The sequence below is a fragment of the Paenactinomyces guangxiensis genome (genome assembly GCF_016055185.1).
GTDB classification, from domain to species: domain Bacteria; phylum Bacillota; class Bacilli; order Thermoactinomycetales; family Thermoactinomycetaceae; genus Paenactinomyces; species Paenactinomyces guangxiensis.
Map to the genome: position 1 here is coordinate 1 of NZ_JAECVR010000011.1, position 26,248 is coordinate 26,248.

At 44.3% G+C, this 26,248-nt stretch carries 22 protein-coding genes; 12 read left to right on the forward strand and 10 right to left on the reverse strand.

Features of this window, described 5'->3' with window-relative positions:
- From I8U27_RS11255 to ptsG, 4 genes are all read left to right on the forward strand, one after another.
- Positions 1 to 1,695: condensation domain-containing protein (locus tag I8U27_RS11255; protein WP_232345408.1), on the forward strand; the 1,695-nt coding region annotated here is incomplete at its 5' end.
- Positions 1,696 to 1,835: 140 nt separating this feature from the next.
- Positions 1,836 to 2,588, forward strand: a complete 753-nt coding sequence (locus I8U27_RS11260) for a thioesterase II family protein (protein ID WP_232345410.1) — start codon at positions 1,836 to 1,838, stop codon at positions 2,586 to 2,588.
- A 153-nt stretch (positions 2,589 to 2,741) separates the two neighbouring features.
- Positions 2,742 to 3,578, forward strand: a complete 837-nt coding sequence (gene glcT / locus I8U27_RS11265; protein ID WP_181752171.1) for a glucose PTS transporter transcription antiterminator GlcT — start codon at positions 2,742 to 2,744, stop codon at positions 3,576 to 3,578.
- A 438-nt stretch (positions 3,579 to 4,016) separates the two neighbouring features.
- A complete protein-coding gene (gene ptsG, locus I8U27_RS11270) occupies positions 4,017 to 5,990 on the forward strand; it encodes a glucose-specific PTS transporter subunit IIBC (RefSeq protein ID WP_181752172.1) in 1,974 nt (657 codons plus the stop codon).
- A 118-nt stretch (positions 5,991 to 6,108) separates the two neighbouring features.
- Here ptsG and I8U27_RS11275 read toward each other — a convergent pair whose 3' ends face one another.
- The 3 genes from I8U27_RS11275 to I8U27_RS11285 form a co-directional block, all read right to left on the reverse strand.
- Positions 6,109 to 6,639, reverse strand: a complete 531-nt coding sequence (locus I8U27_RS11275; protein ID WP_181752173.1) for an HAD-IIIA family hydrolase — start codon at positions 6,637 to 6,639, stop codon at positions 6,109 to 6,111.
- Between the two features lie 204 nt (positions 6,640 to 6,843).
- Positions 6,844 to 7,512, reverse strand: coding sequence for a ribose-5-phosphate isomerase RpiA (gene rpiA, locus I8U27_RS11280; RefSeq protein ID WP_181752174.1), 669 nt, complete (start codon positions 7,510 to 7,512; stop codon positions 6,844 to 6,846).
- Positions 7,513 to 7,525: 13 nt separating this feature from the next.
- The gene (locus I8U27_RS11285) at positions 7,526 to 7,801 is read right to left on the reverse strand and encodes a site-specific integrase (protein ID WP_309506137.1); all 276 of its coding nucleotides are present in this window, start codon (positions 7,799 to 7,801) and stop codon (positions 7,526 to 7,528) included.
- Between the two features lie 363 nt (positions 7,802 to 8,164).
- Between I8U27_RS11285 and nagZ the strand changes: the two genes are divergently transcribed.
- Positions 8,165 to 9,865: a beta-N-acetylhexosaminidase gene (gene nagZ, locus I8U27_RS11290; RefSeq protein WP_198065872.1), complete on the forward strand. Its 1,701-nt coding sequence runs from the start codon at positions 8,165 to 8,167 to the stop codon at positions 9,863 to 9,865.
- Between the two features lie 304 nt (positions 9,866 to 10,169).
- Here nagZ and I8U27_RS11295 read toward each other — a convergent pair whose 3' ends face one another.
- Genes I8U27_RS11295 through I8U27_RS11305 form a run of 3 tightly spaced genes read right to left on the reverse strand, consistent with a single transcriptional unit; the run spans position 10,170 to position 11,513 of the window.
- Complete coding sequence (locus tag I8U27_RS11295; RefSeq protein ID WP_181752176.1) at positions 10,170 to 10,442, reverse strand: HPr family phosphocarrier protein; 273 nt, start codon at positions 10,440 to 10,442, stop codon at positions 10,170 to 10,172.
- Between the two features lie 17 nt (positions 10,443 to 10,459).
- On the reverse strand, positions 10,460 to 11,152 hold the full coding sequence (locus I8U27_RS11300) for an LrgB family protein (RefSeq protein ID WP_181752177.1): 693 nt from the start codon (positions 11,150 to 11,152) through the stop codon (positions 10,460 to 10,462).
- The gene (locus I8U27_RS11305) at positions 11,133 to 11,513 is read right to left on the reverse strand and encodes a CidA/LrgA family protein (protein ID WP_181752178.1); all 381 of its coding nucleotides are present in this window, start codon (positions 11,511 to 11,513) and stop codon (positions 11,133 to 11,135) included. Before I8U27_RS11305 ends, I8U27_RS11300 begins: the two co-directional genes overlap by 20 nt.
- 193 nt (positions 11,514 to 11,706) lie before the next feature.
- Here I8U27_RS11305 and I8U27_RS11310 point away from each other — a divergent pair, with 193 nt between their 5' ends.
- From I8U27_RS11310 to I8U27_RS11320, 3 genes are all read left to right on the forward strand, one after another.
- A complete protein-coding gene (locus I8U27_RS11310) occupies positions 11,707 to 12,006 on the forward strand; it encodes a MerR family transcriptional regulator (protein ID WP_181752179.1) in 300 nt (99 codons plus the stop codon).
- Positions 12,007 to 12,285: 279 nt separating this feature from the next.
- Positions 12,286 to 12,759 carry a GNAT family N-acetyltransferase gene (locus I8U27_RS11315; RefSeq protein ID WP_309506138.1) on the forward strand — a complete coding sequence of 158 codons (474 nt, stop codon included), beginning with the start codon at positions 12,286 to 12,288 and terminating at the stop codon, positions 12,757 to 12,759.
- A gap of 344 nt (positions 12,760 to 13,103) precedes the next feature.
- Positions 13,104 to 13,898: a GDSL-type esterase/lipase family protein gene (locus tag I8U27_RS11320; RefSeq protein ID WP_181752180.1), complete on the forward strand. Its 795-nt coding sequence runs from the start codon at positions 13,104 to 13,106 to the stop codon at positions 13,896 to 13,898.
- Positions 13,899 to 14,237: 339 nt separating this feature from the next.
- On the opposite strand, the gene I8U27_RS11325 is transcribed toward I8U27_RS11320, so the two are convergent.
- The 3 genes from I8U27_RS11325 to I8U27_RS11335 are packed head-to-tail and all read right to left on the reverse strand — an operon-like array spanning position 14,238 to position 15,834.
- On the reverse strand, positions 14,238 to 15,035 hold the full coding sequence (locus I8U27_RS11325) for a TcaA 3rd/4th domain-containing protein (RefSeq protein WP_181752181.1): 798 nt from the start codon (positions 15,033 to 15,035) through the stop codon (positions 14,238 to 14,240).
- A gap of 17 nt (positions 15,036 to 15,052) precedes the next feature.
- Positions 15,053 to 15,466, reverse strand: a complete 414-nt coding sequence (locus tag I8U27_RS11330) for a hypothetical protein (RefSeq protein ID WP_181752182.1) — start codon at positions 15,464 to 15,466, stop codon at positions 15,053 to 15,055.
- Between the two features lie 8 nt (positions 15,467 to 15,474).
- Entirely contained in the window at positions 15,475 to 15,834 is a 360-nt protein-coding gene (locus I8U27_RS11335) for a hypothetical protein (RefSeq protein ID WP_181752183.1), read from the reverse strand.
- A 362-nt stretch (positions 15,835 to 16,196) separates the two neighbouring features.
- Here I8U27_RS11335 and I8U27_RS21145 point away from each other — a divergent pair, with 362 nt between their 5' ends.
- Both I8U27_RS21145 and I8U27_RS11340 read left to right on the forward strand, forming a co-directional pair.
- Positions 16,197 to 16,568 (forward strand): hypothetical protein, encoded by a 372-nt coding sequence (locus tag I8U27_RS21145; RefSeq protein WP_309506139.1) that lies wholly within the window; start codon positions 16,197 to 16,199, stop codon positions 16,566 to 16,568.
- The gene (locus tag I8U27_RS11340) at positions 16,505 to 18,325 is read left to right on the forward strand and encodes a HelD family protein (protein WP_309506140.1); all 1,821 of its coding nucleotides are present in this window, start codon (positions 16,505 to 16,507) and stop codon (positions 18,323 to 18,325) included. The genes I8U27_RS21145 and I8U27_RS11340 overlap by 64 nt, the downstream gene beginning before the upstream one ends.
- Before the next feature lie 94 nt (positions 18,326 to 18,419).
- Here I8U27_RS11340 and I8U27_RS11345 read toward each other — a convergent pair whose 3' ends face one another.
- A complete protein-coding gene (locus I8U27_RS11345) occupies positions 18,420 to 22,823 on the reverse strand; it encodes a S8 family serine peptidase (protein ID WP_181752184.1) in 4,404 nt (1,467 codons plus the stop codon).
- 292 nt (positions 22,824 to 23,115) lie between these two features.
- On the opposite strand from I8U27_RS11345, the gene I8U27_RS11350 reads away from it, so the two are divergent.
- Both I8U27_RS11350 and I8U27_RS11355 read left to right on the forward strand, forming a co-directional pair.
- Complete coding sequence (locus I8U27_RS11350; RefSeq protein WP_181752282.1) at positions 23,116 to 23,931, forward strand: lipoate--protein ligase family protein; 816 nt, start codon at positions 23,116 to 23,118, stop codon at positions 23,929 to 23,931.
- A gap of 42 nt (positions 23,932 to 23,973) precedes the next feature.
- Positions 23,974 to 26,205, forward strand: a complete 2,232-nt coding sequence (locus I8U27_RS11355) for a DEAD/DEAH box helicase (RefSeq protein ID WP_181752283.1) — start codon at positions 23,974 to 23,976, stop codon at positions 26,203 to 26,205.
- Positions 26,206 to 26,248 lie beyond the last annotated feature (43 nt).

Below are 26,248 nucleotides of genomic sequence, written 5' to 3' on the forward strand. Positions count from 1 at the left end.
ATGATCCCGGCATCCTTTGTGGAACTGGAAAAACTCCCCCTGACTCCCAATGGCAAAGTGGACAAAAAAGCACTGCCGGAGCCGTCAGGACGGATGCAGACAGGTGCAGAATATGTGGCCCCCACCAACCCGACAGAGGAAATGCTTGTCAGGGTCTGGCAGGAAGTATTGGGAATCGAACAGGTGGGAATCCATGATAACTTCTTCCGATTAGGCGGGGATTCCATTAAAGCAATTCAGATTGCGTCTCGCCTCAATCAACACAACTGTAAATTTAAAATTCAAGATTTATTCCAGCATCCAACAGTATCGGAACTTGCTTCATATGTTCAATCTGCTGACCTGTCGGTTGAGCAGGGGATCATTGAAGGGGAAGTGATGCTGGCCCCGATTCAAAAATGGGCCTTCCAATTATCTACAAATATCTATCATTGGAACATGGGGTTGATGCTTTATCGTCCGGAAGGATGGGAAGTAAAAGCACTTGAGCAAGCGTTTGGTAAAATAGTTGAACATCATGATGCTCTGCGTATGGTTTATTCCACCGATGGTGGGACGGTTGTACAGAGGAACCGGGGCATGGAAGGGGAACTCTTGGCGATTGAGGTTTTTGATTTAACTGGTGAGGCTGATGTTCGGGAGCGGATTTTGCTGGAGGCCAACCGGTTACACAGAAAAATGAATTTGAGACAAGGTCCCTTAGTGCAATTGGGAGTGTTTCAAACCTTGGAGGGAGATCATCTTCTGATTGCGATCCATCATCTGGTTGTGGACGCTATTTCTCTTCGCATCCTGATGGAGGATTTCACAACTGCGTATCAGCAGGCACTTGAGCATAAAGAAATTGTTCTTCCTCCTAAAACAGACTCTTTCCGGACATGGAGCCGTAAATTGCACGAGTACGCAAATAGCGACAAATTATTACAGGAAATCCCCTATTGGAAAGAGATTGAGGAGACACCGATTCCTGCGCTGCCAAAAGATAAAGAGGGGCCGGATACCTGTTTTATCAAGGACAGCGAAATGGTAGTCACCACACTCAATGAGGAAGAGACAAACCTGCTGCTAACTGATGTTCACCAGGCCTATCAAACAGAAATCAACGACCTGTTACTGACATCCCTCGCACTTACCGTCAGGGAATGGACACAAGCGGAAAAAATAGCAGTTACCTTGGAAGGTCACGGGCGGGAAGAAATAATAGAAGGGGTTGATATAACAAGGACAGTAGGCTGGTTTACAGCGATGTATCCAGTTATCTTCAATCTGAAAACAAATGACCTTTCCCAGGCGATCCAAGTGATAAAAGAAAACTTGCGCCTGATCCCAAACAGAGGAATCGGACACAGTATACTGAAGCATTTAACGACAGAAGAAAATAAAAAATCTGTTACTTTCGGCCTGACCCCCGAAATCACTTTCAACTATTTAGGACAGGTAGATTCATACAGCATGAATTCGATGCCGGTGGGGGAGGCGGTCAGCCCTGAGACAAAACTATGGCAAAAGCTTGATGTGAATGGTGCTGTAACGGGGGAAGGAATCCTGGTCATCTCTTTCCGTTATAACGCCTATGTATATCGTCGGGAGACCATTGAATCATTAGTCAAACGGTACAAACATTACCTGCGGGAAATCATCTCCCATTGTAGGAGACAAGAAAGTACAGTGCTTCAAGTGATAAACAGAACTTAATCGTAAAGACCGGCACCTGAGGGGCTGCTGACTGTATAGGGTCAGCAGCTTCACCTTTCAAGGTTGGCGGTAATTGTGCTTTTGTGAAAATGGTCGCTTCTCTTATACAAAAACGAAAAACAAAAAAGGTGGGTCATACATTGAATGCTCTGCAAGTAGATACACCCTGGTTGCCCTATAATAAAAGAAGAACGTCAGCATCTCTGCGTCTATTCTGTTTTCCTTATGGAGGAGGAAATCCTGCCGTCTATCTCAACTGGCAGAATTACATGCCGGAGGAGATAGAAATTTTTCCGATTCAACTACCTGGAAGAGGAATCCGCTTTAAAGAACCTTCCTATACTAAGTTGGAACCATTAATCCGTGATATGGCGGAATCTTTGGTTCCGTTTTTTTCCGAACCTTTTGCTTTCTTCGGCCATAGCATGGGAGCTCTTATCAGCTTTGAACTGGCACGCGATCTGCAAAAGAGATATCAGCTTCAACCTCATCATCTATTTGTATCCGGCTATCATGCACCGCATCTGCCTGATCCAAATCCGCCCATTCATCATTTGCCGGACAACGAATTTATTGAAGAGCTGTCCAAATTGAACGGAATGCCCCGGGAGTTACTGCAGAATAAGGACTATTTCAAAGTTTTTTTGCCGTCTCTCCGTGCTGACTGCACAGTTTGTGAACAATATGTTTACCGGCCGGGCCACCCTCTGGATTGCTCCATTACTGCATTTGGAGGGCATCAAGATCCGGAAACCGATTTTGACCAGCTTCGGGCCTGGCAAGACCAGACAAAAAGTGCATTTGATATTCATATGTTTGATGGAGATCATTTTTTTATCCATTCCGAGGAAAAAAGTTTAATAAAAATAATTTTAAAAAAACTACTCCCATGAGTTCATCTATTTCTGCAGATTGATTATTATGTTGTAGATAAGAGTAGGATAATCTTGTATACTAAGATATCGGTTTTAGTAAAATCATTTTTATATAGTCAAAAACAAATGAGCTGCTGATTTTTTCTGCTTGGGACAGAAAGGGTGATGGCCGTGACGGAACCGTTTCAGATTAAGAAAATACTAAATAACAATGTTGTTATTGCCGGTCACCCTTCCCACGGGGAAGTTGTTTTAATCGGGAAAGGACTTGGGTTTAAAAAGAAACCAGGTGACTCCATCGATGAACAATCGGTAGAAAAATTTTTTACTCTGGTAGATAAAAAAGAACAGGAACAATATAAGCAGTTAATTTCCCAAATAGATGAACAATTGGTTGAGTTGATGAATGATGTAGTGTTCCATATTGAAAAACGATTTCAAACACCGCTCAGTGAGCATATCCATGTGGCTCTGACCGATCATATCGGTTTTGCGATTAAACGATTGGAACAGGGATTGGAGTTTAATAACCCTTTTCTCATTGAAACCAGAGTTCTTTATGAAAAAGAGTATCAGGTGGCGGAAGAGATTCTGGATATGATCCGGGAGCGACTGGGAATTGCATTACCGGAAAGTGAGGCAGGTTTTATTGCCATGCATATTCACAGTGCTTTGACCCGTCGCCATCTGGCTGAGATCAAGCAATACTCTGATCTGATTTTAAAGCTGATTCAAATTGTGGAATCGTCTCTTCATATCATCATCAACCGTAAAAGCATTTCCTATCTGCGTTTGATCACCCATCTTCGTTATGCGATTGAGCGGACCGTACGCGGTGAAGAAGTTTCGGAACCAAAAGGTTTTTCTGATCTATTGAAAGCGCAATATCCGGTATGCTATAATCTTGCCTGGAAGTTAGCAAAAGTGATGGAACAGTCACTTGGACAGCCTGTCAGCGAAGCTGAGGTTAGTTATCTTACTTTGCATCTGCACAGGTTGAATAACTGAATCTGATTTTCCCGCCTTTCACGTGTTACTGATTCGATCAGGCATGAGTGAAAAAAGGTCAGGAATGGACTTTTGTAAGGGGATACTTATATCCCTTGCATGAAGACCATCCGTCTTTTTTTGCTCATGCCTTTTTTGTTCATCATCGAGTCAAAAACGGGAGAGAGGGGGCGAACTGTATGAAATAGGGAAGGGTGGAAAGAATGGTTATCTGGATAAGATGATTGCATAAATAGTATGGACCATCTGTTTCCAGTTTGAACCGCTTGGTTTGCATGAATTACTTTAGGGGAGCAAACCGTTTCACAAAAAGATGAAAACCTCAACCAAAGGCATCAGGCAAGAATGTAGCAATCATAAGAGAACAGGATAGCCGGACTGGGTTCTTCTTACAGACAATAAACAGAAACAACTGTAGAAAGGTTAGGAGGTACAATTATGTTTAAAAAGGCATTCGGGGAGTTGCAAAAAGTTGGTAAGGCACTGATGCTTCCCGTAGCGATTCTGCCAGCTGCCGGTTTGTTGCTCGGACTTGGTCATGAAAATGTACTGGATATTCCGATGATGAAGGCAGCAGGGGATATTATTTTTGGAAATCTGCCTCTCCTGTTCGCGGTCGGTGTGGCGATTGGTCTGGCAGGCGGAGAAGGAACCGCCGGTTTGGCTGCTGTGATCGGTTTCTTAATTATGAACGTCACGATGGGCCAAATGGCAGATTTCATGAAAGATCCGGCTGTAGAGACAGTGGAAGTGCTTGGGATCAAGTCATTACAGATGGGTGTTTTCGGCGGGATTATCATTGGTTTGTTAGCCGCCTACCTGTATAATCGATTTCATGATATTGAGTTGCCGCAGTTTCTGGGTTTTTTTGGGGGGAAACGTTTCGTTCCGATTATCACTGCCGTATCTGCATTCTTATTAGGGGTTATTTTTTACTTTGTCTGGCCCCCGATCCAGGATGTGATCAACTCGGTTTCACGCATGGTAACTACACAAAATACGGCCTTATCCGCGTTTATCTTCGGTGTTATTGAGCGTGCCCTGATTCCGTTTGGCCTGCATCATATCTGGTATGCTCCCTTCTGGTTTGAATTTGGTCAATTTACTACAGATGCCGGTGAGGTAGTCAGAGGAGACGTCGCCCGCTTCTTTTCCGGAGACCCGACTGCCGGTACCTTTTTGAGCGGTAAATTCCCGTTTATGATGTTTGGTCTCCCGGCGGCGGCACTTGCCATCTACCATGAAGCGAAACCTGAAAAGAGAAAAGTGGTCGGCGGGATCATGCTTTCCGCAGCGCTCACTTCTTTTCTGACCGGTATTACGGAACCGATTGAGTTTTCCTTCTTATTTGTGGCACCGGCATTGTTTGCGATTCACTGCTTATTTGCCGGATTCTCCTTTATGTTGATGGATATTCTGGGGGTAAAAGCCGGCTTAACCTTCTCCGGCGGGGTTATCGACTATCTCTTATACTGGAGGATCGATACCAAACCCTGGCTGATTATCCCTGTCGGTCTCGCGTTCGCCGTGGTCTACTACTTCGGATTCCGCTTTGCAATCCGCAAGTGGAACTTAAAAACACCTGGCCGTGAGGAGGAAGAGGAAGATACGGATACAACGATGACCGAAGGGGGAGAGCTGGCTCAAGGTGTTCTGGAAGCACTGGGCGGTAAAGAGAATCTGACCCATCTGGATGCTTGTATTACCCGTTTGCGTGTTTCCGTTGTCGATCCGGGTATAGTAAAAAAAGATCGCTTAAAGAAATTGGGGGCATCCGGGATTATTGAGATGGGGAACCACCTGCAAGTCATCTTTGGACCCAAATCAGATCAGATCAAGGAGCAGATAAAACAGATTATCTCCGGTAAAAAACCGGTTGATAAAAAGAATGCCGTCCATGGAAAAAAAGGCGGGGACCAGGAACAAAAAGTACCGGAAGGCAATATTGATCTGGTCGAAGCAGACGAGCTGGTGGCACCGATGACCGGTACTCTTATTCCCATTACAGATGTAGAAGATCAGGTTTTCTCTCAAAAGATGATGGGAGACGGATTTGCCATCCAACCCGCCGAAGGAACGGTCGTCTCTCCGGTTGACGGGGTGATCGTCAATATTTTTCCCACGAAACACGCGATTGGCATTCGCTCCAAATTGGGACGGGAAATTTTAATTCATGTGGGACTGGATACGGTGAATCTCAAAGGAAAAGGTTTTGATGCGTTGATTTCAGAAGGGGACATGGTTACCAGAGGGCAAAAACTGCTGGAAGTAGATCTTGATTATGTGAAAGAGCATGCTCCTTCAATTGTCACTCCCGTTGTGTTTACCAATTTACAAGAAGGACAAGAGGTTAAAATTGAAAAAACAGAAGTAACCCGCGGTGATTCCGGTATTGTTACCATTAAAGAATAACTTATGCTAAATAAGGGTTCCCTTTCATGAAAATCAAGACTAAAATGAAAAATAAGTAGAAAAAATAAGGCTCTTACTTCATGTATATATCAATGAAGTAGAGCCTTTTTTTGGTTTTTTATCTTTTATTAATAATCCATCTGACAGCATCAAGTAAGTTTTCAGCAACAAAATCAGGTTGTACACTCTCCCAAGTATGACGGTATTCGTTAAAGGATTTTTTACCCCATCCTGTCAACACTAAAATTTTGAATGCTCCAACTGCATGAGCAGCTAACATATCTGTCGAACCAACATCACCTATAACACAAGTTTTCGATAAGTCTAAATTATGTTTTCGAGAAGCATCCAATAGTAATCCTGGTTTAGGTTTGTGACACTCGCAACCTTCCGAAGGACTGTGTGGACAAATAAATACATCATCGAATCCATAAGTCTTAAACTCATTATAAAAATCGATAACTGAAGCTTCGCCTCTGCTAATTCGGTGCTGATTAGTAAAGGCAAACATTTTAATATTATTGTCCTTTAATAGTTGAAATGCAGTCTTACTGAACGGGTAAGGAGTAAAGTCTTTTGGATGAATAAAGTGTCCAGTACCACCAATGGTTCCATCCCGATCAATAAAAACTGCTTGAATATTCTTCATTCTAATCAAACACTCTCCCTTAATATTATATTGTTTTTATTTACTCAGTTTAGTATTTATTGTTTTGATTATTTATAAATTCCTTCTTAACTAACGCACTTTCGATAGTTGTTATTCTTTTTAAGGGATCAAGTATCCCTTCGGGATAAAATTCTTTACCCAGCTACACTCATAGGGTAGTGGATCTCAGATCAATACTAAAATCTAATTTTTGTTTATTAACCGAATATCATTTTTTGAGCCAACAATGATAAGATCAGCCATATCAATAAAAAGTCCTGTTTCTACGACACCTGGTATAAGTTTTAGTTTCTCACTTAAATCAAGTGGATTTTCAATTTTTTCAAAAGAACAATCTAAAATAAAGTTGCCATTGTCAGTGATGTAGGGCTTCTTGTTGTTCATACGTAAAACAGGTTTACAATTTAAAGAAGCAATTCGTTGTGCTGTTACTTCCCATGCAAAGGGAACCACTTCAACGGGTAACGGGAATTTGCCTAGTGTATGAACCAAATTAGAGTCATCGGCAGCGATAATGAAACGTTTAGAAGCTGCTGCAACTAATTTTTCTCGAAGCAGGGCTCCGCCGCCGCCTTTAATAAGATTGAAATGTGTATCTATTTCATCGGCTCCATCTATTGTTAAATCTAGTTGACTTACTTCGGAAAAACTGGTCATCGGTATACCTAATTCTTTTGCTAAACTCTCAGTTTGCTTTGATGTAGGAATAGCTCTTATTTGAAGTCCGTTTTTAACCATTTTACCTAAACGATGAATTGTCCAGTAAACAGTTGAACCTGTTCCAAGTCCGATTGTCATATCAGCTTTTATAAATTCAACTGCTTTCTCTCCAGCTAGTTGTTTTGATATCAATTTTGATCCCACTCTAAGTGAGTTTCCTGTATGAAACCCGTTCGTTGAACCATCGAACAAACTCCGCTAACTCATCAATCCCCACATTGGTATAGGACATTCCCTTTTGTTCCAGGAACTCAAAATACAGTTTCAGTGCATAGCAGTAAGAGCGAAGCGTATTACGAGCTGTACCTGTGTTATCCTTGTATTTGAGGAACTTCACTACAGGTAAAACCATATCCCCCTGCTGATCTACAAGAACGTATCTTATCTTGTTTTCTGATGTAATAATCTGCTCAACTTTCACGGATGTCCTCCTCAACAAAAAAGAACTTAGCTTCTTACATTACTTTGTTTACGTTATTTTTTCAATCCAGTTATATTGTCTTTTAGGAAAGAAAAAAGGGATAATTCCCTACGTAGAATACGTAAAAGACTATCCCTAATTATAGTACGGTTTTTCATTTGGGGACCCTTTTTTGCGCAATCCTCATTTTTATAGAGTGAAAATCGGTTGGCACAAAAGTCCGCGGGCAATTGAATATTTGCCAAATAACTATCATATTCAAAAGGGATTGAAGTCTTAAAAAGAGAAATTCTTAATCTGGATGTCCGACCATCTTCCCATGTCATCCAATATCAGAATAACCCAAAAAATGGAGGTATGAAGTTGAAAAAAATCAGTGTCGCCCTTATTTGTATTCTTTTGCTGGGAGCTGTGATCGCTCAACCGGTGGAAGCTGAAGGGAAAGTTTTCAAGGCTGAACGTCTGCTTAAACATATGACTCTGGAGGAAAAAGTCGGACAAATGGTGATGGGCGGTTTTTACGGCGATGTGCCGAGCGAAGATGCTCGCCGATTGATCCAGGAAGCTCATGTGGGCTCCATCATTTTATTTTCCTACACCGGAAATGTTAAAGATCCCTTACAAACAGCCAAGTTGACCAATGGTCTGCAAAAAATGGCAACAGAAACCCGCTTGAAACTGCCGCTTTTCATTGCCACCGATCAGGAGGGTGGGGTAGTTGCCCGTCTGACCACCGGAGCGACCCAATTGCCGGGAAATATGGCTCTGGGAGCTACACGGGATCGTAAGCTTGTGCAAAAAGCATATAAAATTACCGCTCAGGAATTAAGAGCGATTGGTATTCAAATGAACCTTGCCCCCGACCTCGATGTGAACGTGAATCCCGCCAATCCGGTGATCGGAGTGCGTTCGTTCGCTGAGGACCCCCGGCTTGTCGCCCAAATGGGTACTGAAGCGATTCGCGCTCTTCAGAAGAATAATGTGGTCGCGACAGCCAAACATTTTCCGGGACACGGAGATACCAATGTTGACTCACATTTAGGCTTGCCGGTGATTAATAAAAGCAAGGAAGAACTGGAAAGAGTGGAGTTGGTTCCATTCAAGCAGGCGGTCAATTCTGGAATTGACGCCATCATGACCGCCCATATCAACGTGCCGGCACTGGATCCGACTCCAGATTTGCCCGCAACTTTATCGAAACCAATTCTTACCGGACTGCTGCGTGAAAAGATGGGCTTCAATGGTTTGATCATCACCGACAGCATGACCATGGCCGGAGTTGCCAACTCTTTTGGCGGAATACCTCAAGCCTCCGTCAAAGCTGTAGAGGCAGGTGCGGATATTATCCTCCTGACTCCCGAATTGACAACAGACGAACAAATTGAAGTTTATCAAGAGATTGTCGATGCTGTCCGGTCAGGCACTCTGTCAGAAAAGCGCATCGACGAATCTGTTCTCCGTATCCTGAAAGCAAAATGGAAATACGATTTGTATAAAGACAGATTTGTCGATCTCAGAAAAGTTTCCAAAAAGGTTGGAACAGAAAAAAGCGCAGCCCAGGCACAGGAGATCGCCATGAAATCAGTGACACTGGTTAAAAATGAAGGAAACCTGTTGCCACTCAAACTTTCCGCCGATCAAAAGCTGGGGATTATCAGCCAGTACCCGATCCTTGATCAAGTAAAAGCTTACCATTCAAATGCGGAAGAAATATATATGAAAAGCACAAACCCGACCGATGCAGAAATCGCCCAGGCGGTGGAAATGGCCAAAAACAAAGACGTGCTGGTCGTGGGAACCTACAGTGCCAGCTTATACCCCCAGCAAATCAAACTGGTGAAAGAACTGCAAAAGCTAAATAAACCCATTGCGGTTGTGGCCTTTCGCAATCCGTATGACATCAAAGATTTCCCACAGGTGAACGCATACCTCAATGTCTACGGCTTCCGCCCCGTTTCTCTAAAGGCGGCGGTAGATACGCTGTTTGGAGCGAACCAACCGACAGGCAAACTCCCGGTGACGATCCCAAACCTCTATCCATACGGACACGGGTTGAGTTATTAAAGGAAACAATTCATAGTGTTGGGCTGACCAGGAGTCAGCCCGTTTTATTTTTTGAAGAAATACATACTATTCTGTCCGAAACAAAGCGATGAGCTAATCGGATTTTTTTGTTTTGGCCATAGTGCCTATGTTCCCGCCGGAAGGACGAGGGATTGTATCGAGAGGATTGTGCAATTAATATTGGACTGGGGTTAAAGCAAAATCTGACGGGCAAGGAATGCGCCTGTCCCTTAATTTAAAAAAAAATTTAAACCGAGAATCATTCGCTTGATTGTCGCTACTTTTAATCAAAGAGAGATTACTGTTATGACGTGATTTCTTCGGAATCATCAGAAAGCAATTTTTTCAGGTGGTCTAATGCCATTTCTGCATCTGTACCTGAGGTGCGTAAAGTGACTCTGCGGTTTGTTAAACTGGCGGCTAACATGCACATGCCGAGTAAACTTTTGGCGTTAACGGTTGTCTTATTTGTTTCGATCAGGATGTAGCAATTAAATTGGTCTGCTGTTTTGATAAACCGGAGAACTTTTGCCAGATTGAGTCCGGGAGAAATTTGACATTGGGAGGTTAGTTCCATGATGGCATCAATCTCCTTTATAGATAAAAATTGAACAGAAGTGGAGTGATCAAGGACATAAAGAGTGCAGAGGTTCCAATGGCAATACTGCCCATGGCCCCTTCCAGTTCACCCCATTCAAATGCGCGGCTCGCCCCGATTGCTTGGGCCGAAGTCCCTAACGCCAACCCCTTGGCAATTCTGCTTCTAATGTGTCCGAATTTTAAGAGCAGCGGTCCGGTGATAAGCGAAAAAACCGAAGACGTAAGCACAAATAGAACCGTTAATGAAGGAATACCGCCCAGTGACTCGGATATGGACAAGGCAATAGAGACAGTGACCGATTTGGGAATTAAGGAAAGTACCACTTCTTGATTTAAATGAGCCCCTTTCGCCAAGAGCACGACAGAAACAACGCCGGCGAGCGTACCACCCGCCACACTATAAATGATGGTCCAAAGATGTTTTTTCAGCATGATGATCTGTTTATATAAGGGGACAGCCAGGGACACAGTAGCCGTACCTAAAAGTAACGAAAAAATAGAAGAGCCAGATGTGTATTGATCGTAGTCCACATGAAAAAAAGACAGCAGGCAGATAACCATAACAGTTACCGTGTATAAGGGATTTAGCCAATATTTATTAAATTTTTGAAATATCTTTAGCCCCGTTACATAACTCACAACAGTTACTGTGGTACATAAGATAGTGTTACTGATTAATGTTTCCATGTTGCTCCCTCCTCTTTTTTTTGTTTTCGTAATATTCAGCGGTATAAGCCGTAACAAGCAATATGGCCAAACTGCTGATGGCCAGGACGACAGCCAGTTTTAACCCTTCTGATCGAAAAATATCTGTATAGTGCAATACACCGACGATGGAAGGGATAAACAGAAGCGTAATATGTTTAATGTGCCACTGGGCAGCTATTTCTACCCATGTCAACTTACAAATGCCTAGTAACAATGCGCTGAGCAGCAGTGTCATGCCTACGATGCCCCCTGGAAAAGGAAGATGCAACCATGTTGCGATGTTGTTTCCGACTAGATAGATAACGAGCATAGTCAGAAATTGCATCATCATGCGACCCATTTGGACAAGCTCCTCCTGTAAAATTATCTTTCTTATATCACTAATATGTCATATCAGTGAATCTTCTTTCCACAATTATGTAAGATTTTATTACATAAAAATTATTATTACACAGTTTTATTGTTAGATAATCTAACAATAATGAGGTTATGTGATTCCCTATGTGGTAAAGTAAGAATGAGGTGAGAAGTTAATGTCTTATAAAGATCGGAAAGTCATCAATATTGGTATGGTGAGTGAGCTAACCGGATTATCGGTCAGGCAGATTCGGTATTATGAGGAACGAAAGTTGATTTTCCCCAATCGAACAGAAGGCGGGACGCGGAAATATTCCTTTTCAGACGTAGAAAAGTTAATAGACATTGCGAATCAAATAGAGGATGGTATGCAATCTTCCGAAATTAAAAAGATGCAGAAAAGGAAAAGCGACCGAAAAGTTCGTGATGAGATGATCCGGGGGCAATTGAATGCTGTATTTGGCATTCGAAAATAATGCCGGGACACTATCAAGATCCTGACATTACATTTGTTAGAGTAGTATAGAAATCATATTATATCAAAAAACGGGTTAAAAAGGAGTCTCCCACAGTGCGGGATTCATGCAATAGCATGACATCTTTTGGAAAAGTGCCTTTGGGCACTTTTTTTGTTACACTGAATTGGGTGAATACTATGTTAAAAAAACGCAGGACGAAATCTTTTTAGAGAAAGTAACTATCTTTATTTATGTGATCGTTAAAAACAAAAAATGGCCAGCATTGGAGGATGAAAGGTGAAAATTGAAAGCACAACTATGAATGACGCGATCGACATTAGTAACTGGCAATATGAAGATCCCTATTCTTTCTATAATTTAGATGGATCTCTTGAAAGTATTGACGAAATCATGAATGGTACATACTATTCTGTCCGAAACGAAAACAATGAATTAATGGGGTTTTTTTGTTTTGGGTCCAGTGCACAGGTTCCGTCCGGAATAGAGGTTGGAGTGTATCTGGGGGATAATGCAGTCGATATAGGACTGGGGTTAAAGCCCAATCTGACGGGGCAAGGATTGGGCCTGTCATTTTTACAATCGGGCCTTGATTTTGCAAAAAATAAATTTAAACCGAGGATCATTCGCCTGAGTGTTGCTACTTTTAATCAAAGAGCGATTACCGTCTATACAAGAGCAGGATTTAAATTGGGAACTAAATTTTTGCATAAGGGGACAGAGTTTGCCATTATGCAGTATGATGTGCAATAAATTTAACTTGGGTTAACGCGCTAATGTCAATTGGCAGCAACTCGTCTGCCTGGAGGCAAGGCATTGTCGTCCCGCCACGGCATCGACACTGCTGCTTTCCACAAGTATATAAATTCTATCGATCGGTATATCGGAAAGCAGTTGAAGGAGGAGGGCTAGAATTCATTCTTTTGTAGGGAATCTCTTATAAATTGAAATGAGGGGCTGGTATTATCCTGCTTGCAAGGGGTGTAGATCCTATTTTGATAACTTATGGAAATCAAATGTAAGCTTTATGCAAATGAGTTGTTATCTTATCATGCTACTATGGGGGTGAACCTTAAAGTTTGGAGGTGAACCCGGGGATGACAAGGTACATCATATGTTTGTTTGGCATCCTGCTATGTTCCCCGGCTTTTATCCCAGTTGATGAGTGGTTTTCACATCCGGACACAACCCCTGCAAAAAAGCAAATCAGCATTATTGATCAATTGAAACAGATTGAAAAAAAGAAAGGGAAAATTGAAGTGCTGGTGCTGGGGGATTCGGTAGCCTTGGGCCAGGGGTCAACGAAGAATAACAAAGGGTATGACTGGTATATAAAACATTTTATGGAAAAGAGACATTTCAATATTCAATATAGAAACCGCGCCATCTCAGGACAGCGGTCGACGGGGCTTTTGCATCAATTACAAACGAAACGATCTCTTAAAAAGGAGGTGGAGCAAGCGGATCTTATTTTTGTCACCATTGGGGGCAATAACTTATTGCAACCATTACTCAAAAGTGATTCCCTCTGGGATGTGCTGAAACAACTCCCAGCCATTCAAGCTCAATACGAGGATAATATGCGCATAATTCTGAAAATAGTGCACTCGCGTAATTCCAAGGCTGTAGTTGTGTTAACTTCTTTGTATAACCCGCTTCGTCCAACTTCTCCCCATTATGATAAAGCAGCATGGGTGATGAGAAATTGGAACGATCGCTTAAAGGATGTTGCTTCTCACTATGATCAAGCCGTCGTCGTTGATTTGGAAAAGTTTCTGTCTTCACATTACCTGGCCGATCCGATTCATCCCAACGATCAGGGCTATCGCTGGATCGGTACACAATGTATTTTGGCACTGCAAACAGAGAAAATCCCATTAAAAAAACAATAGTTGTCCCACAGATAACCACCATTCCGTCGTGGGACTCATGATCATGATTTTCTTCTTACTTGGAAATGTATTTTTCCTGTTTTATGAATTTATTATAATTCCTTGTAATTCGTAATGTACCATTTACCGTTTTGATACTTTAAAAAGACCTCTAAATGGTCTTTATAATCTGGATCATGATAATCCTTGTAGGTGACTTTATGAATAACATCCACATTTACCCTTACTCTATACTCCTTTGTATCCGCCGAATAAAATACAGTGATCATTTCTTCGTCTTCCACATTTTTTCTTACCTTCATTTCTTTGAATGAAGCAGAACCATCCTGGATAACCGGATTAAGAGAAAATGATAGGGCATAACCCTCTTTCTCTTCTTTCCATGTTTCCTCTATGTTTAGGATGGATATTTCGGTAATGACCGGGATTTTTTGTTGTCAAAACCTTAGCTCGATCTTCTCCAAAAGCTTTTAAAACATCCATAAAGCTTTCTTTTGCTTTTGCACTGGGGAAGAGAGGAGGAGTTACATCATACTCTTTACTTGCATCATCGATTCGGATTGATTTGCTTTTTTTCGATTCACCCCACGGGTACTTAGCTACACCATAGATCGTTTGGGAGCCGTCATATTTAACGGGATAAACGGTCGTATCCCCATTGCCCACGTAAATGATAAAAGGGGTCTTTTGATTGTTCATGTATACTTGTACACCCGCATGCTTGCTTGTTGCCTTAATCCCACTTCCAGTTAATTCATAACGTGCTTCAGTTGTCTGAGAAAGGCCCAATAAATTTTCCTGGTGCTCCTCTTTTAAAGTCATATTGGCATAACTGAAGTAGCTTTCAACGTAAACTTTGTGATTGCCCGGAAATAGGGGGCCTATTTTCTTTTTGTTTTGATTTTTGTTTACCTTCCATACTTCTTTACCGTCTACTTTAATCAGGCCCTGGTTTGATTTGAATGTTATTTCCAGGTATTGTGGCCGTACACCAATAATATATGAATCTGAGAAGATCCCTTCGTCTTTCTTCAGGTAGAATTCACCGGATGACATAATATCCTGATTGGAGCGCTGGCGCAACGTCTGGGATCCGTAGACATCCTGTCCTTCATACAGTGATTTTTGCGCATTCATCAGGTCAATAGTTGTTGTTAAATAATCAGGATTTTTTTGGCGTAGTCACAGAGTTGTTTTAAATACTCGTCTTTTATTCCCATTTCAGCAGTATCAACCGAGATCATGTCTTTTATGGTCTCAATGTCTTCCATAACAATAGCATTTTCAAATTTATCAATCGCTTTTGCTGCTTCCGCTTCACTTGAGGACGCGGTAGATATGATCAGGAGTATGAGGAGAACAACAAGACATCCCCCTACAATCAGGGATAGTTTTGGGTTTTTCTTTACTTTTTTATGGACATGGTTATAAATATTTTTTACTTTGCTGCCAATATTAACTTGCCCTTGATTACCCTCGAAAGCGCCTTCTTTAATTTCAATGTGGAGCTGTGGCTGAGTTGAATCATCACTTTTGGGTTGCTTAGGCTGTTCATTATTTTGATCCATAAGGTTAGCTATGATGGTTTCATCAAGTCACAAATCATGCTTACCGTACTCGCAAGGGTTTGCCAGGCACTGAAAAGGGTCTGATTTTTTTGAAGCTTTTGCCGCCAAACCTCCAGTTGAGACTGGTTTGGCTGAGGCTGTTTTACTTCTTGTTCGATTAAAGGGATGGTTTGCAAACATTCCTGTTTAAGATCTTCAGGTAGATCATGTGTTTTTTCCAGCAGTATTTTAAGCTTTTTAAGTTCCAGCAGTAGTTGCGTATTCGTATTTGAAATGTTTGTGACATCGCTTCCAATATTAATTTGTCCCTGGTTGTTTTTAAAGCCTCCGGTAATAGTTATATTTTTTTTTGGATTGTGATCAATCATACAATTCCCTCCTCGGATATATATTAACAAATTTTCAATTCCAAGAAAAAGTGTAAAAAATAAATAATTGACAGGTTGACCTGCATGGGAATAGACATAGCCGCTCCAAAACTTCACAAGGGGCGCAGCATTCGGCAGGGAAGCGAATTCAGTGAAGGTTGCCACACTTTTTCCCTTGTTCCGTTTTTTCCGCCGGGTCGGTCGCCAAAAGGTCGCTCCTTGGAATTCTGTTTCCCCGGCATGATTCAAACTTTCATGCTAAGGTTGTGTGAAAATGGGTCTGTAAATATTTGACTTTCGAAAATGGATTGTTATATAATATAAATCCTGTTTCAAAAATTTCCGAAAGGTGAGTATGAATATTGGGAGTTTATGAGGAAGAGGGCCGACGGTTGCAAACGGTGATCGGAAAGATTGAACGGCAAATAGACAAACTAAAAAGAATACCAAGATATTACGGAAAAGATATTGTGGAACAAGCACTGGATGACCAAAGGCAAACGCAGTTGCAAAACCTGAAAATTGCCCATCCGGAACCATACTTCGGCCGATTGGACTTTCAAGAGGATGGTACGGGGAAAGTCATCCCGCTCTATATCGGCAAAGTGGGCGTTCAGGATGAAGAAGATAATCAGTTGCTGGTGATCGATTGGCGGGCACCCATTCAAGTATGTTTTATTCCTTTACGGGACAAAGTGACAGAGCCTCTTATGAATCGCCGGATGGGGAAGTAAGGGGAACGGTACACTTAAAACGAAACCTGGCTATCCGCAAGCAGACACTGCAACGAATCGTTGACAGTTACACTCGCGGCGGCGACAACTTGAGTGTCACCGATGAGTTTCTCCTTTACCGCCTTGAAGAAAATAAAGACAGCCGCCTTCGCGATATTGTCTCCACGATTCAGCTTGAACAAGACCAGATTATTCGTGCCGACCGCAATAAGGCTCTGGTGATTCAGGGAGTTCCCGGGAGCGGCAAGACAACAGTTGCCTTACACAGACTTGCTTATCTGCTCTACCAGTACCATGAACAAATGCGCCCGGACAAAATCATTATTTTTGCTCCCAACCAGATGTTTCTGGACTACATTTCCGATGTTCTCCCGGAACTGGGGGGAGGGGGTGTTCAGCAAACCACCTTTACCGAATGGGCACTTCAGGTTTTAGGGGGAGATCTTCCTTTGCAAGATCAGGCGGAACGGTATTCCGGGTGGTTTGACCATCACAAAAACTCCGGGCAAACTGAAGAGGAACTGGCATACTTTAAAGGGTCCATTCGTTTTCTCAATCTCTTGAAAGCTACCCTGGACCATTATGAAGCTGCTTTTGTCCCGAAGATGGGATTTATCCCCTGGGAGGGAGCCGAGCTTTCTGAAGATACAATCCATGAATGGTTTTACAACGAGTATCGTCATTACCCCATTAAGAAACGGCAGGAAAGAGTTTTTGCCCGTATCAAACGGTGGATTGAAATGGAACATCGCGAGATTCGTGCAGAGGATTCCAGAGGTGTGTTGAAAAAGCAAGCGGGCAAACGTTTAAAAACATATATGAAAGCCTGGCCCAAACATACACTGCTGGGATTATACAGACATCTTCTGACCACACCCCTGCCCGCTGATTCAGGATTTGCCGACCCGGTTCCTCCTTCTCTCATGCAAACGGCAAAGAAAAAGGAAGTGAAGTTTGAGGATCTGGCGCCTCTCCTCTATATTCACAACCGGCTGTACGGGATTGACAACAAATACACCTTTGATCATATTGTCATTGATGAAGCCCAGGACTTTTCACCTTTTCAAGTAGCAGTATTAAAGGAGCACTGCAGCAGCCAGTCATTCACGATCCTGGGTGATTTGTTGCAAAATATATACCCCTTTCAGGGAATCCGTCGCTGGCAGGAGATTTTGGATTGCTTTCCCGACTCTCAATCAGGTTTTTATCAATTAGAAAAAAGTTACCGCTCAACAATGGAGATTATCCATTTTGCTAATGAAATCATCGCTCCTTACAATAATGCTATCACCCCGGCCAAGCCGGTGTTTCGCAGCGGGGAGCCGGTCAGGGTGACAGAGGTGGATGATGCTGAGCGTTTACGGATGATTGGGGAAGAGGTGAGGCGCTTACTTGATCGTGGTGGTGCTCATACTGTCGCTGTTGTTGCACGGACAGAACAGGGTAGCCGGGAGATCTTTGAAAGTCTTAGATCGTTGGGGTTGGAGGCAAATCTGATTACTACCAGGCAAACGGAATACCGGGGAGGTCTTTCCGTCGCTCCTGTCTACCTGATTAAGGGAATGGAGTTTGACGCGGTGCTTCTTTGTGATGTGAATCAACAGCAATACCCTGACAATGATCTGAGTGCGAAGCTGTTGTATGTTGGTTGTACACGTGCATTGCATCAACTTCAACTGGTTTACAGCGGCAATCCATCTCCTCTCATTCAGCGTATTCCTTCCGATTTGTATACGGTCGGAGGCGATCATGGGTAGGATATTCAGTTCATCCGTTACAGGGGGATCTCTGTATATATGATAAAGCCGGGCATTGTTACCCGGCTTTACGCTCTTCCGGAAGCAGTTGCTTTTATTTTGGTCTTACATTGACATACAGCTTGCCTGCGGCGATTTTTCGGGATACGTTTCCATAATCATCTTTTAAGATGACTTCAATTCGGGCTCCATTTATTTTTCCTTTGGTAGCGGTCCAGTATCCGACATAATGCCCTTCCCCTTGTTCCATTAATGGCAGCTCCGTGGCGTTGGCGGGGGAAATTTTGGGAAGGTCAGTAAGTGGCATGTGAATGACAAAGGAACCTTTTAAACCGGGTTCACTATCTAACTCAATTTTCACCGTCTGTCCTGTTTTTAGTCTCACATCTTGATCAGGTTTGAGATTTTCAATTGGCGGGGCTTCAATTTTCGCATAGACACTCACCTGATTGCTTGTTTCATTTCCAGCAAGGTCGGCCGCTTTGACGGTGAATTTGTTTTCGCCATTGTTGAGAAGCAGGCGCAAGGTGTAGGTTCCGTCTTCCCCAACGGTGGCCGGTTGGCCGTTGACTTTCACCCCGGCCAGGTGTTCATCAGTAGCTTTCCCGGTGATAGTGATTGCTTCCCGGTTTGTTTTAAAGCCATCAGTGGGGCTCTCAATCGTGAGCACGGGTTTAGTCTGATCCAGTATCACCTTAACCGGCTCTGAGGGTTCGGTAGTGCCGTTTTCCTTGGAAGCCGTGGCTGTCAGAATGTTTTCACCGTTCTGCAGGGTGATCTCGGCCGAGAAGGTGCCGTCATCTCTGGCAGGTACGGCAGCCACTTCATTTCCTTTGTTGAAGATGTGTACCTGGGTGGTTGGAGCTGCTTTTCCCTCTACGGTAATGGTTGATTGGTTGATATGGGATTCGTCCCTGGGTGAAGTGATCACCGGCGGGGTGACTTCATAGTTGACACGTGCCCGAATCATAAAGTTTCCATAATCTCTGGGAGTTGGTGACCAGGCACCGCCAGCCAATCTCCAGCTGCGGCCCGCATACTCTCCGCTAAGATCGGCTCCCAGACCGGGTGAATGGGGATAGGGAGTGGTTTGCAGATAAACCATGTAGAAGTCACCGTTTACGAAAATCCCTTTCTCTGCGAGGTCGACGACGGTCCATTCTCCGTTGCGGAGGGCGGTAGCTTCAAAGGGACCGGCCAACTTTTTGCCAGGTGCACCGTCCGGGCCGCTGGCATCATAGACAGCTACTCTGAAGTTGGTTCCGCCCGGATCCGGCCAACTGGTATCCCAGAAACGGAAGAGAGCGGCGGTAACTACTGCATGCTTCTGGCCTTGCGGGAGGGACATTTTAACAGCCCAGCCGTTTCCGGCTTCGGTGTAGGCCCGTGCATCTTCTGGTGTTCCGTCATCGTAGCCGATTTCTCCAGGATGGCCGATGAAAGGTTTGAGTAATACGTTTTGTTCAATGTTTCCGTTCCCCGGGATGGTAATGTTTACATCCTGGCTGTAATAGTGGGGAGCTGTCACATGTAATGTATAGGTTCCTTCGTAAGCGGTGATAGAGAAGTGGCCGTTTTCGTCAGTTTGAATAGGTTGAATTGCTGCATCTTCCATGAGCAGGAGTGTTGCCCCGGCTACAGGCTGTCCCGTTTGCTTATTGGTGACTGTTCCGCTTACCGTTCCTTTGGGAATGGGGTGCAAAGTAAAGTTGGCCTCTGTTGTCCCATCAGCCGGGATGTTTACCGATTGATCCACCGAACGGTACCCGTAGGTCTCAGCCCTTAATGTATACTCACCGACAGGATGAGTGATGGAGTAACTGCCATCTGCCGGGTTTGTCGACACAGATTGTCCGGTTTCCAAAACGCTGACCCGGGCCCCGAGAGGCAGGGATGCGGGTTGAGCGGACTGATTTTTAACCGTGATTGCTGTTGGTGCAAGGATGTTTTGCAATTTAGATGGTTTCATCTTTTCCGGATGGACCGGCTGCTTGTTTTTTGCCGGCTGGTTCGCTTTTGCACCCAGTACTTTTTGTTTCAGTAAGTCCGGTTGTGCCTTGGCGGCCGGATTGAACGGGATGGCACTCAGGGTGACATCGTCGAGATACCAGCCTTGTTTTTCAATACTGTTATCCGCACGGACATGGAAAGCGATATAAATTCGTTGTCCGGCGTATTGAGACAAGTCAACTTCACCATTGATCCAACCGCCGGAAACATGATTGTACCGGGCGAGCTGGACCCAGTTCTCTCGGTCAGTTGATACAAGTACATGGCCGTAGTCATAGTTTTGTTCCAGTTCATACCAGTGCTTAAAATGCAGATAGGCATTGCCTTGCGGCAACTCAAACGGAGGCATAACCAGGGTCATGTCTGCACCGTTGTTATAATTGCCATCCAGATTAGTCGCATACACTTTTTCACCGGATGCTGCAGATGAGGGTCCGGAGGTGGGTACGCCCCATTCCCAGCTGTTTTGGAATCCGTAAGAATACCAGCCGACAGGCGCAGTTTCAAAATCCTGACGGTAGCCGATGGTGGCACCGGACTTGACGGGGATCTCGTAATGGTCAGAGGTTACCGAGTTTTGGCCGTAGTCGGTAATCCGCCAGTGATAGGTGATTTTAGGCTCTTTAATAGCGTCGCTTGGTATAATTGCCTGAAAGGTTCCGTTGCGATAGTCCCCTGCGGTTCGTTTGGCTTCCACTGTTTGCCATTCGGTATTTTCATCTGAGCGGTATTGCAGTTCAGCTTTTCTGATGCTGACATTGTCCTGTACGCTGATGGTAAGGGGCAATTCAAAGCCAAGATAGGTTTCGCTTTGGGGAGTATGTTGATAGACAGGAGGTTCATTGTCCTCACCCTCACGAACAACTTGACCGTGAACCTGGCCCAATCCATTTAGAATTGAGGAGACGGCGTTAAAGGCGTTAACCAGGCCGTGACCGTAACCGTTATTCGGAGACTCGGGGAAATTGGAATCTGTTAATGGAATGGCGGTGTCAAGTAAGATTTCTTCTATTTGTTCAACAGTGAGTGAGGCATTTGCTTGTCTTAAGAGAGCGACTGTTGCCGCGACATGGGGCCCGGCCATCGAAGTACCATTCCAGCCGCCCTGGTACGTTCCGCCGGGGACTGAAGAGCGGATGTTGACACCCGGTGCGGAAACTTCCGGCTTAATTTCTTCATAGGGAGAGGGACCTTGTAAAGAAAAACTGGCCAAACGGTTGTTGATATCAGTAGCCCCGGTGGCGAATGATTCAGGATAGTTAGCTGGTGTAGCAACGGAACCGGGTCCGCCCGGATTGGTTAATGTTGTGTTACCGGCGGAGAATTCCGGGAAGATTTCTGCGGCTCGCCAGTTTTGTACCATCGGGCGGTACCATTCATCCATCCCCGGTCCGCCGCCCCAGGAATTGTTTACCACATCAGGGGCTTGTTCCGGGTGGGGATTTCCCTGTGCGTCTTTGGGAGCCAGAATCCATTCCCCCGCTTGCAACAGATCAATATCTGTTCCTCCGTTCTCCGAAAAGGCTTTAACGGCAATCCATTTGGCTCCGGGGGCAACCCCGATCTGATTTGCTCCTCCCGGTTCCGAACCCACCATCGTACCCATGGTATGGGTTCCATGTTCCAGGTCATCATAGGGAGCAGCTTGTCCGTTGACAGCGTCAAACCAGTTGAAAAGATGGTTGGGCTGGTCCGGTTGAGCCGGGTTGTAACCGCGGTATTTTGTTTTTAATGCCGGATGGTCCCACTGTACACCTGTGTCGATATTAGCCACAACCGTGCCTGAACCGTCAATGCCCATCTTCCATACCTGGGGAGCGCCGACTTGTTCAATATTCCACTCGATGGAAGTCGTTTTTGCATTGGTTTTTTGGTTCACCGATGATTTGCTGCTTTTTTCAGCAAGCTTCTTATGCTCAATCCCGATTAACTGTCTGGTTTCATTCGGTAAAATCTTGTCTACTTCAGGGAAGATGGCCAGCTTATTCATCACTTCCTCTGTACCTGTGACAGCGATGGCATTAACAATATAGAAGGATTGGATTTCTTTTACCAGTCCCTTCTTCTTTTGCTCATTTAAATATTGCTTTACTTTGTGTTGGGTTTCAGTGGCGGTGGCCCGAAGGGAGGAGACGACGGCGGAACGTTTCATCAATTCTGCTTTTGCTGAGGTCTGTTTTTGTGCTTTCGCTTTTTTGGCAGTTTCAGCCGCTACGTTTTTGGTGTCGGCCTGTTGCTTAAATTTTATTAAGAAGGTAACATTTTTGTTCTGTTTAAACTGATCAATCAATTTAGGACTGATTTTATCCTTAGAGGTTTTAGATTTTAAGTCATAGTTTTCCAGTAGAGAGGTGCTTGCTTTTGGATCGGCTTTTGCGTACGATATTGGGGGAAAAATCATGCTGATAAGCAGCAAAGAGCACAAAAACCAACTGAGTGCGAGGAAACGGCGTTGTTTTCTTTTCAATAAAAACGACCCCTCTCCCATTTCTTTAAAAAGCCAGTTCGTTTGGTTGTGTTTCTATTTTTATTTTTTTATATTTACTTATTTTCCCTCCTGTCCCTGTTGTAGATTGAAAATATACTATTGGACACATCTATATTTTAAATATAACGGATATAAGATTCAATACTTTAATACTAGAATAAATAATCAATAAACTATGAAATAATTTGTTTGATATCCGATATAATGGAAGTTGAAAAGAAATGGTGCTTGTTCTTTTTGTTTAGGACGAGCTACAATGAAACCGATAATCAGATCAGAGAGGGCGTTTATATTGCAGAAATGGAGATTTTTACCATATAAAGTATATTCATCGTCACAAAATATGGCTATTGATGAAGCGATCATCATTGCACATCGTGAAGGGAAAGTACCACCTACGCTGCGATTCTATGGATGGAATCCGGCGACGCTGTCGATTGGATACTTTCAAAAAGCGAAGAAGGAGGTTGATTTTGAGCGGCTGAAAGCAGCAGGGGTCGGCTTTGTCCGGCGTATGACAGGGGGCCGGGCTGTTTTGCATGATCAAGAGTTGACTTATAGTATTATCGTTTCCGAAGATCATCCAATGATGCCCTCATCAATCAGTGAATCTTATCGCTTGATCAGCCAGGGATTATTGGAAGGTTTTCGCCGCCTGGGGATGAATGCATACCTGTCTCTCCCTGAATACACGGAGAAGTCCCACTCTTCATCGGCCTGTTTTGATTCCCCCTCCGATTATGAACTGGTCCTTGAGGGGAAAAAAGTTGCCGGCAGCGCACAGACCCGGCAACGCGGAGTCATCCTGCAACACGGGTCTATTTTATTAGACATGGATGAGGACTTGTTGTTTGACGTGCTGCGGTTTCCTTCGGAACGAGTAAAAGAGCGGTTAAAACAAAACTTTGCCGATAAGGCAGTTGCCATCAACCGGCTGAGGGAGAAACCGGTATCGATCATGCAGGCCGTCACTGCTTTTTATCAAGGGTTTTGCAGAGGGATGGGATTACAGTTTGAAGAAGCAGAGTTGACCGACTACGAAAAACAACTGGCAGATGAACTGGTGCAGAAGCGTTATGGAAGTGAGGAATGGAACCTGAAAAGGTAAAAGCAGAAGCGAAGAAAGGGGGATTCCTGTTTGAACATTCAAATGGTGATTGACCAGTTGCGCTTTCGTCAAGATATGTTACACAACGTGACCCACTGGGAAGTGATTCCCCCCAGAGAAGCCAGGTATGCCCCTTTACCGGAAGAACTTCATCCAGATCTCACTTCCGCTTTAAAAGAACAGGGGTTTAATCAGCTCTACACTCATCAGGCAACGGCTGTGGAACAAGTATTGGCAGGGAAGAGTGCAGTGGTCGTTACTCCGACGGCATCGGGAAAAACACTTTGCTATAATTTGCCTGTTCTCCATACGATTCTTCAAAATGATCAGGCGCGTGCTCTTTATATTTTTCCGACAAAAGCTTTGGCCTATGACCAGATGGCGGAATTGAACACATGGATTGAACGGACGGGCAGGGATATTAAAGGGTATACATATGATGGTGACACCCCAGCTTCGGCACGGCAGGCAATTCGGCGCGCGGGGAATATTGTCGTAACCAATCCGGATATGCTGCATCAGGCGATCCTTCCCCATCATACCAAATGGGTGAAGCTATTTGAGAATCTCCGCTATATTGTGATTGACGAACTCCATGCTTACCGGGGGGTATTTGGAAGCCATTTTGCCAATGTTTTGCGGCGGTTGAAGCGCATCTGCCGCCATTATGGGGCAGACCCTCAGTTTATCTGTTCTTCGGCGACGATTGCCAATCCTCTTTCCTTTGCGGAAACATTAACCGGCACGGAGATGGCCCTGGTGGATAACAATGGCGCGCCCAGCGGAGAAAAGCATCTGGTTTTTTATAATCCGCCTGTGGTTAATGCATCCCTGGGAATCCGACGCAGCAGTCTGTTAGAAGCCCGCCGCCTGGCAGAAGAAATGCTTGTCAACGATATACAAACCATTGTTTTCGCGAGGAGCCGGGTTCGGGTTGAAGTTCTGCTCACATATCTGCAAAATATATTGCCGGGCAAAGTAAGAGGCTATCGTGGGGGCTATCTTCCCAATCAGAGAAGATCAATTGAGCGCGGCTTAAGATCCGGGGAGATTCGCGGCGTAGTCAGTACCAATGCTCTGGAGTTAGGAATTGATATCGGCCAGTTGGAGGCGTGTATTATTTGCGGATATCCCGGAAGTATTGCCAGCACCTGGCAGCAGGCCGGCAGGGCAGGGCGCAGGCATGGTTCTTCGCTCCAGATTATAGTTGCTTCCTCCAATCCTCTTGACCAGTATGTGATTCAACATCCGGAATATTTTCTCCGTCAATCGCCTGAATACGCGCTGGTACAACCCGATAACCTGATTATCCTCGTTAATCATATCAAATGCGCTGCCTACGAGTTGCCGTTTGAGCGGGGCGAGCAATTTGGCGTTACAACCACTGAAGAAATTCTCGACTTTTTAGTGGAAGAAAATATTTTACACCGGTCCGGGGACCGATGGTATTGGATGGATCAATCTTTCCCGGCCAAGGAGATCAGTCTGCGCACCGCAGACCAGGAAAATGTCGTTATTATTGACATCTCGGAAACCGCTCGCCATCAGGTTATCGGAGAAGTGGACCGCTTCAGTGCCCCCATGTATTTGCATGAGGAAGCCATTTATTTACATGAAGGAGTCCAGTACCAGGTAGAGAAATTGGATCTGGAGGAGAAAAAAGCCTATGTCCGCCGGGTTAATGTCGATTACTACACGGACGCCAATCTGGCAGTACAATTGCGTGTATTGCAAGTAGACCGTGAGGACACCTTTGCAAAACACACCCGCAGTTTGGGTGAAGTAACTGTTAATGCTCTGGTTACACTTTTTAAAAAGATAAAATTGTATTCCCACGAAAACATTGGCTCAGGCCCGGTACATCTTCCGGAGCAGGAAATGCACACGACCGCCTACTGGGTGACCCTCAACCATCCGGATCTTGCATGTTTCAGCCAAAATGAATTGCAGTCAGGTCTTATTGGTCTCAGCAATGTGCTTGCTCACCTGGCCCCTTTGTACCTGATGTGTGATCCGCGGGATATAGGTGTTTCAGCACAGATCAGAGCTGTCCACTCGAAAAAGCCCACCATCTATCTGTACGATAAAGTACCAGGCGGAGTAGGTCTCAGCGATAAACTGTTTGAGTTACATGACCAGTTAATGTCAATCGCTAAAAACCATATTAGAAAATGCCCTTGCAAAGAGGGATGTCCTTCCTGTGTTGGCCCGGTTGTTGAAACAGGAGAAGGAGCAAAAGATCTGACGCTAAAGCTTTTGGATTATTTTACTTGATGTGAACGGCTTCATTTTGGGCCTTGCCCTCCCGGAGGCAAGG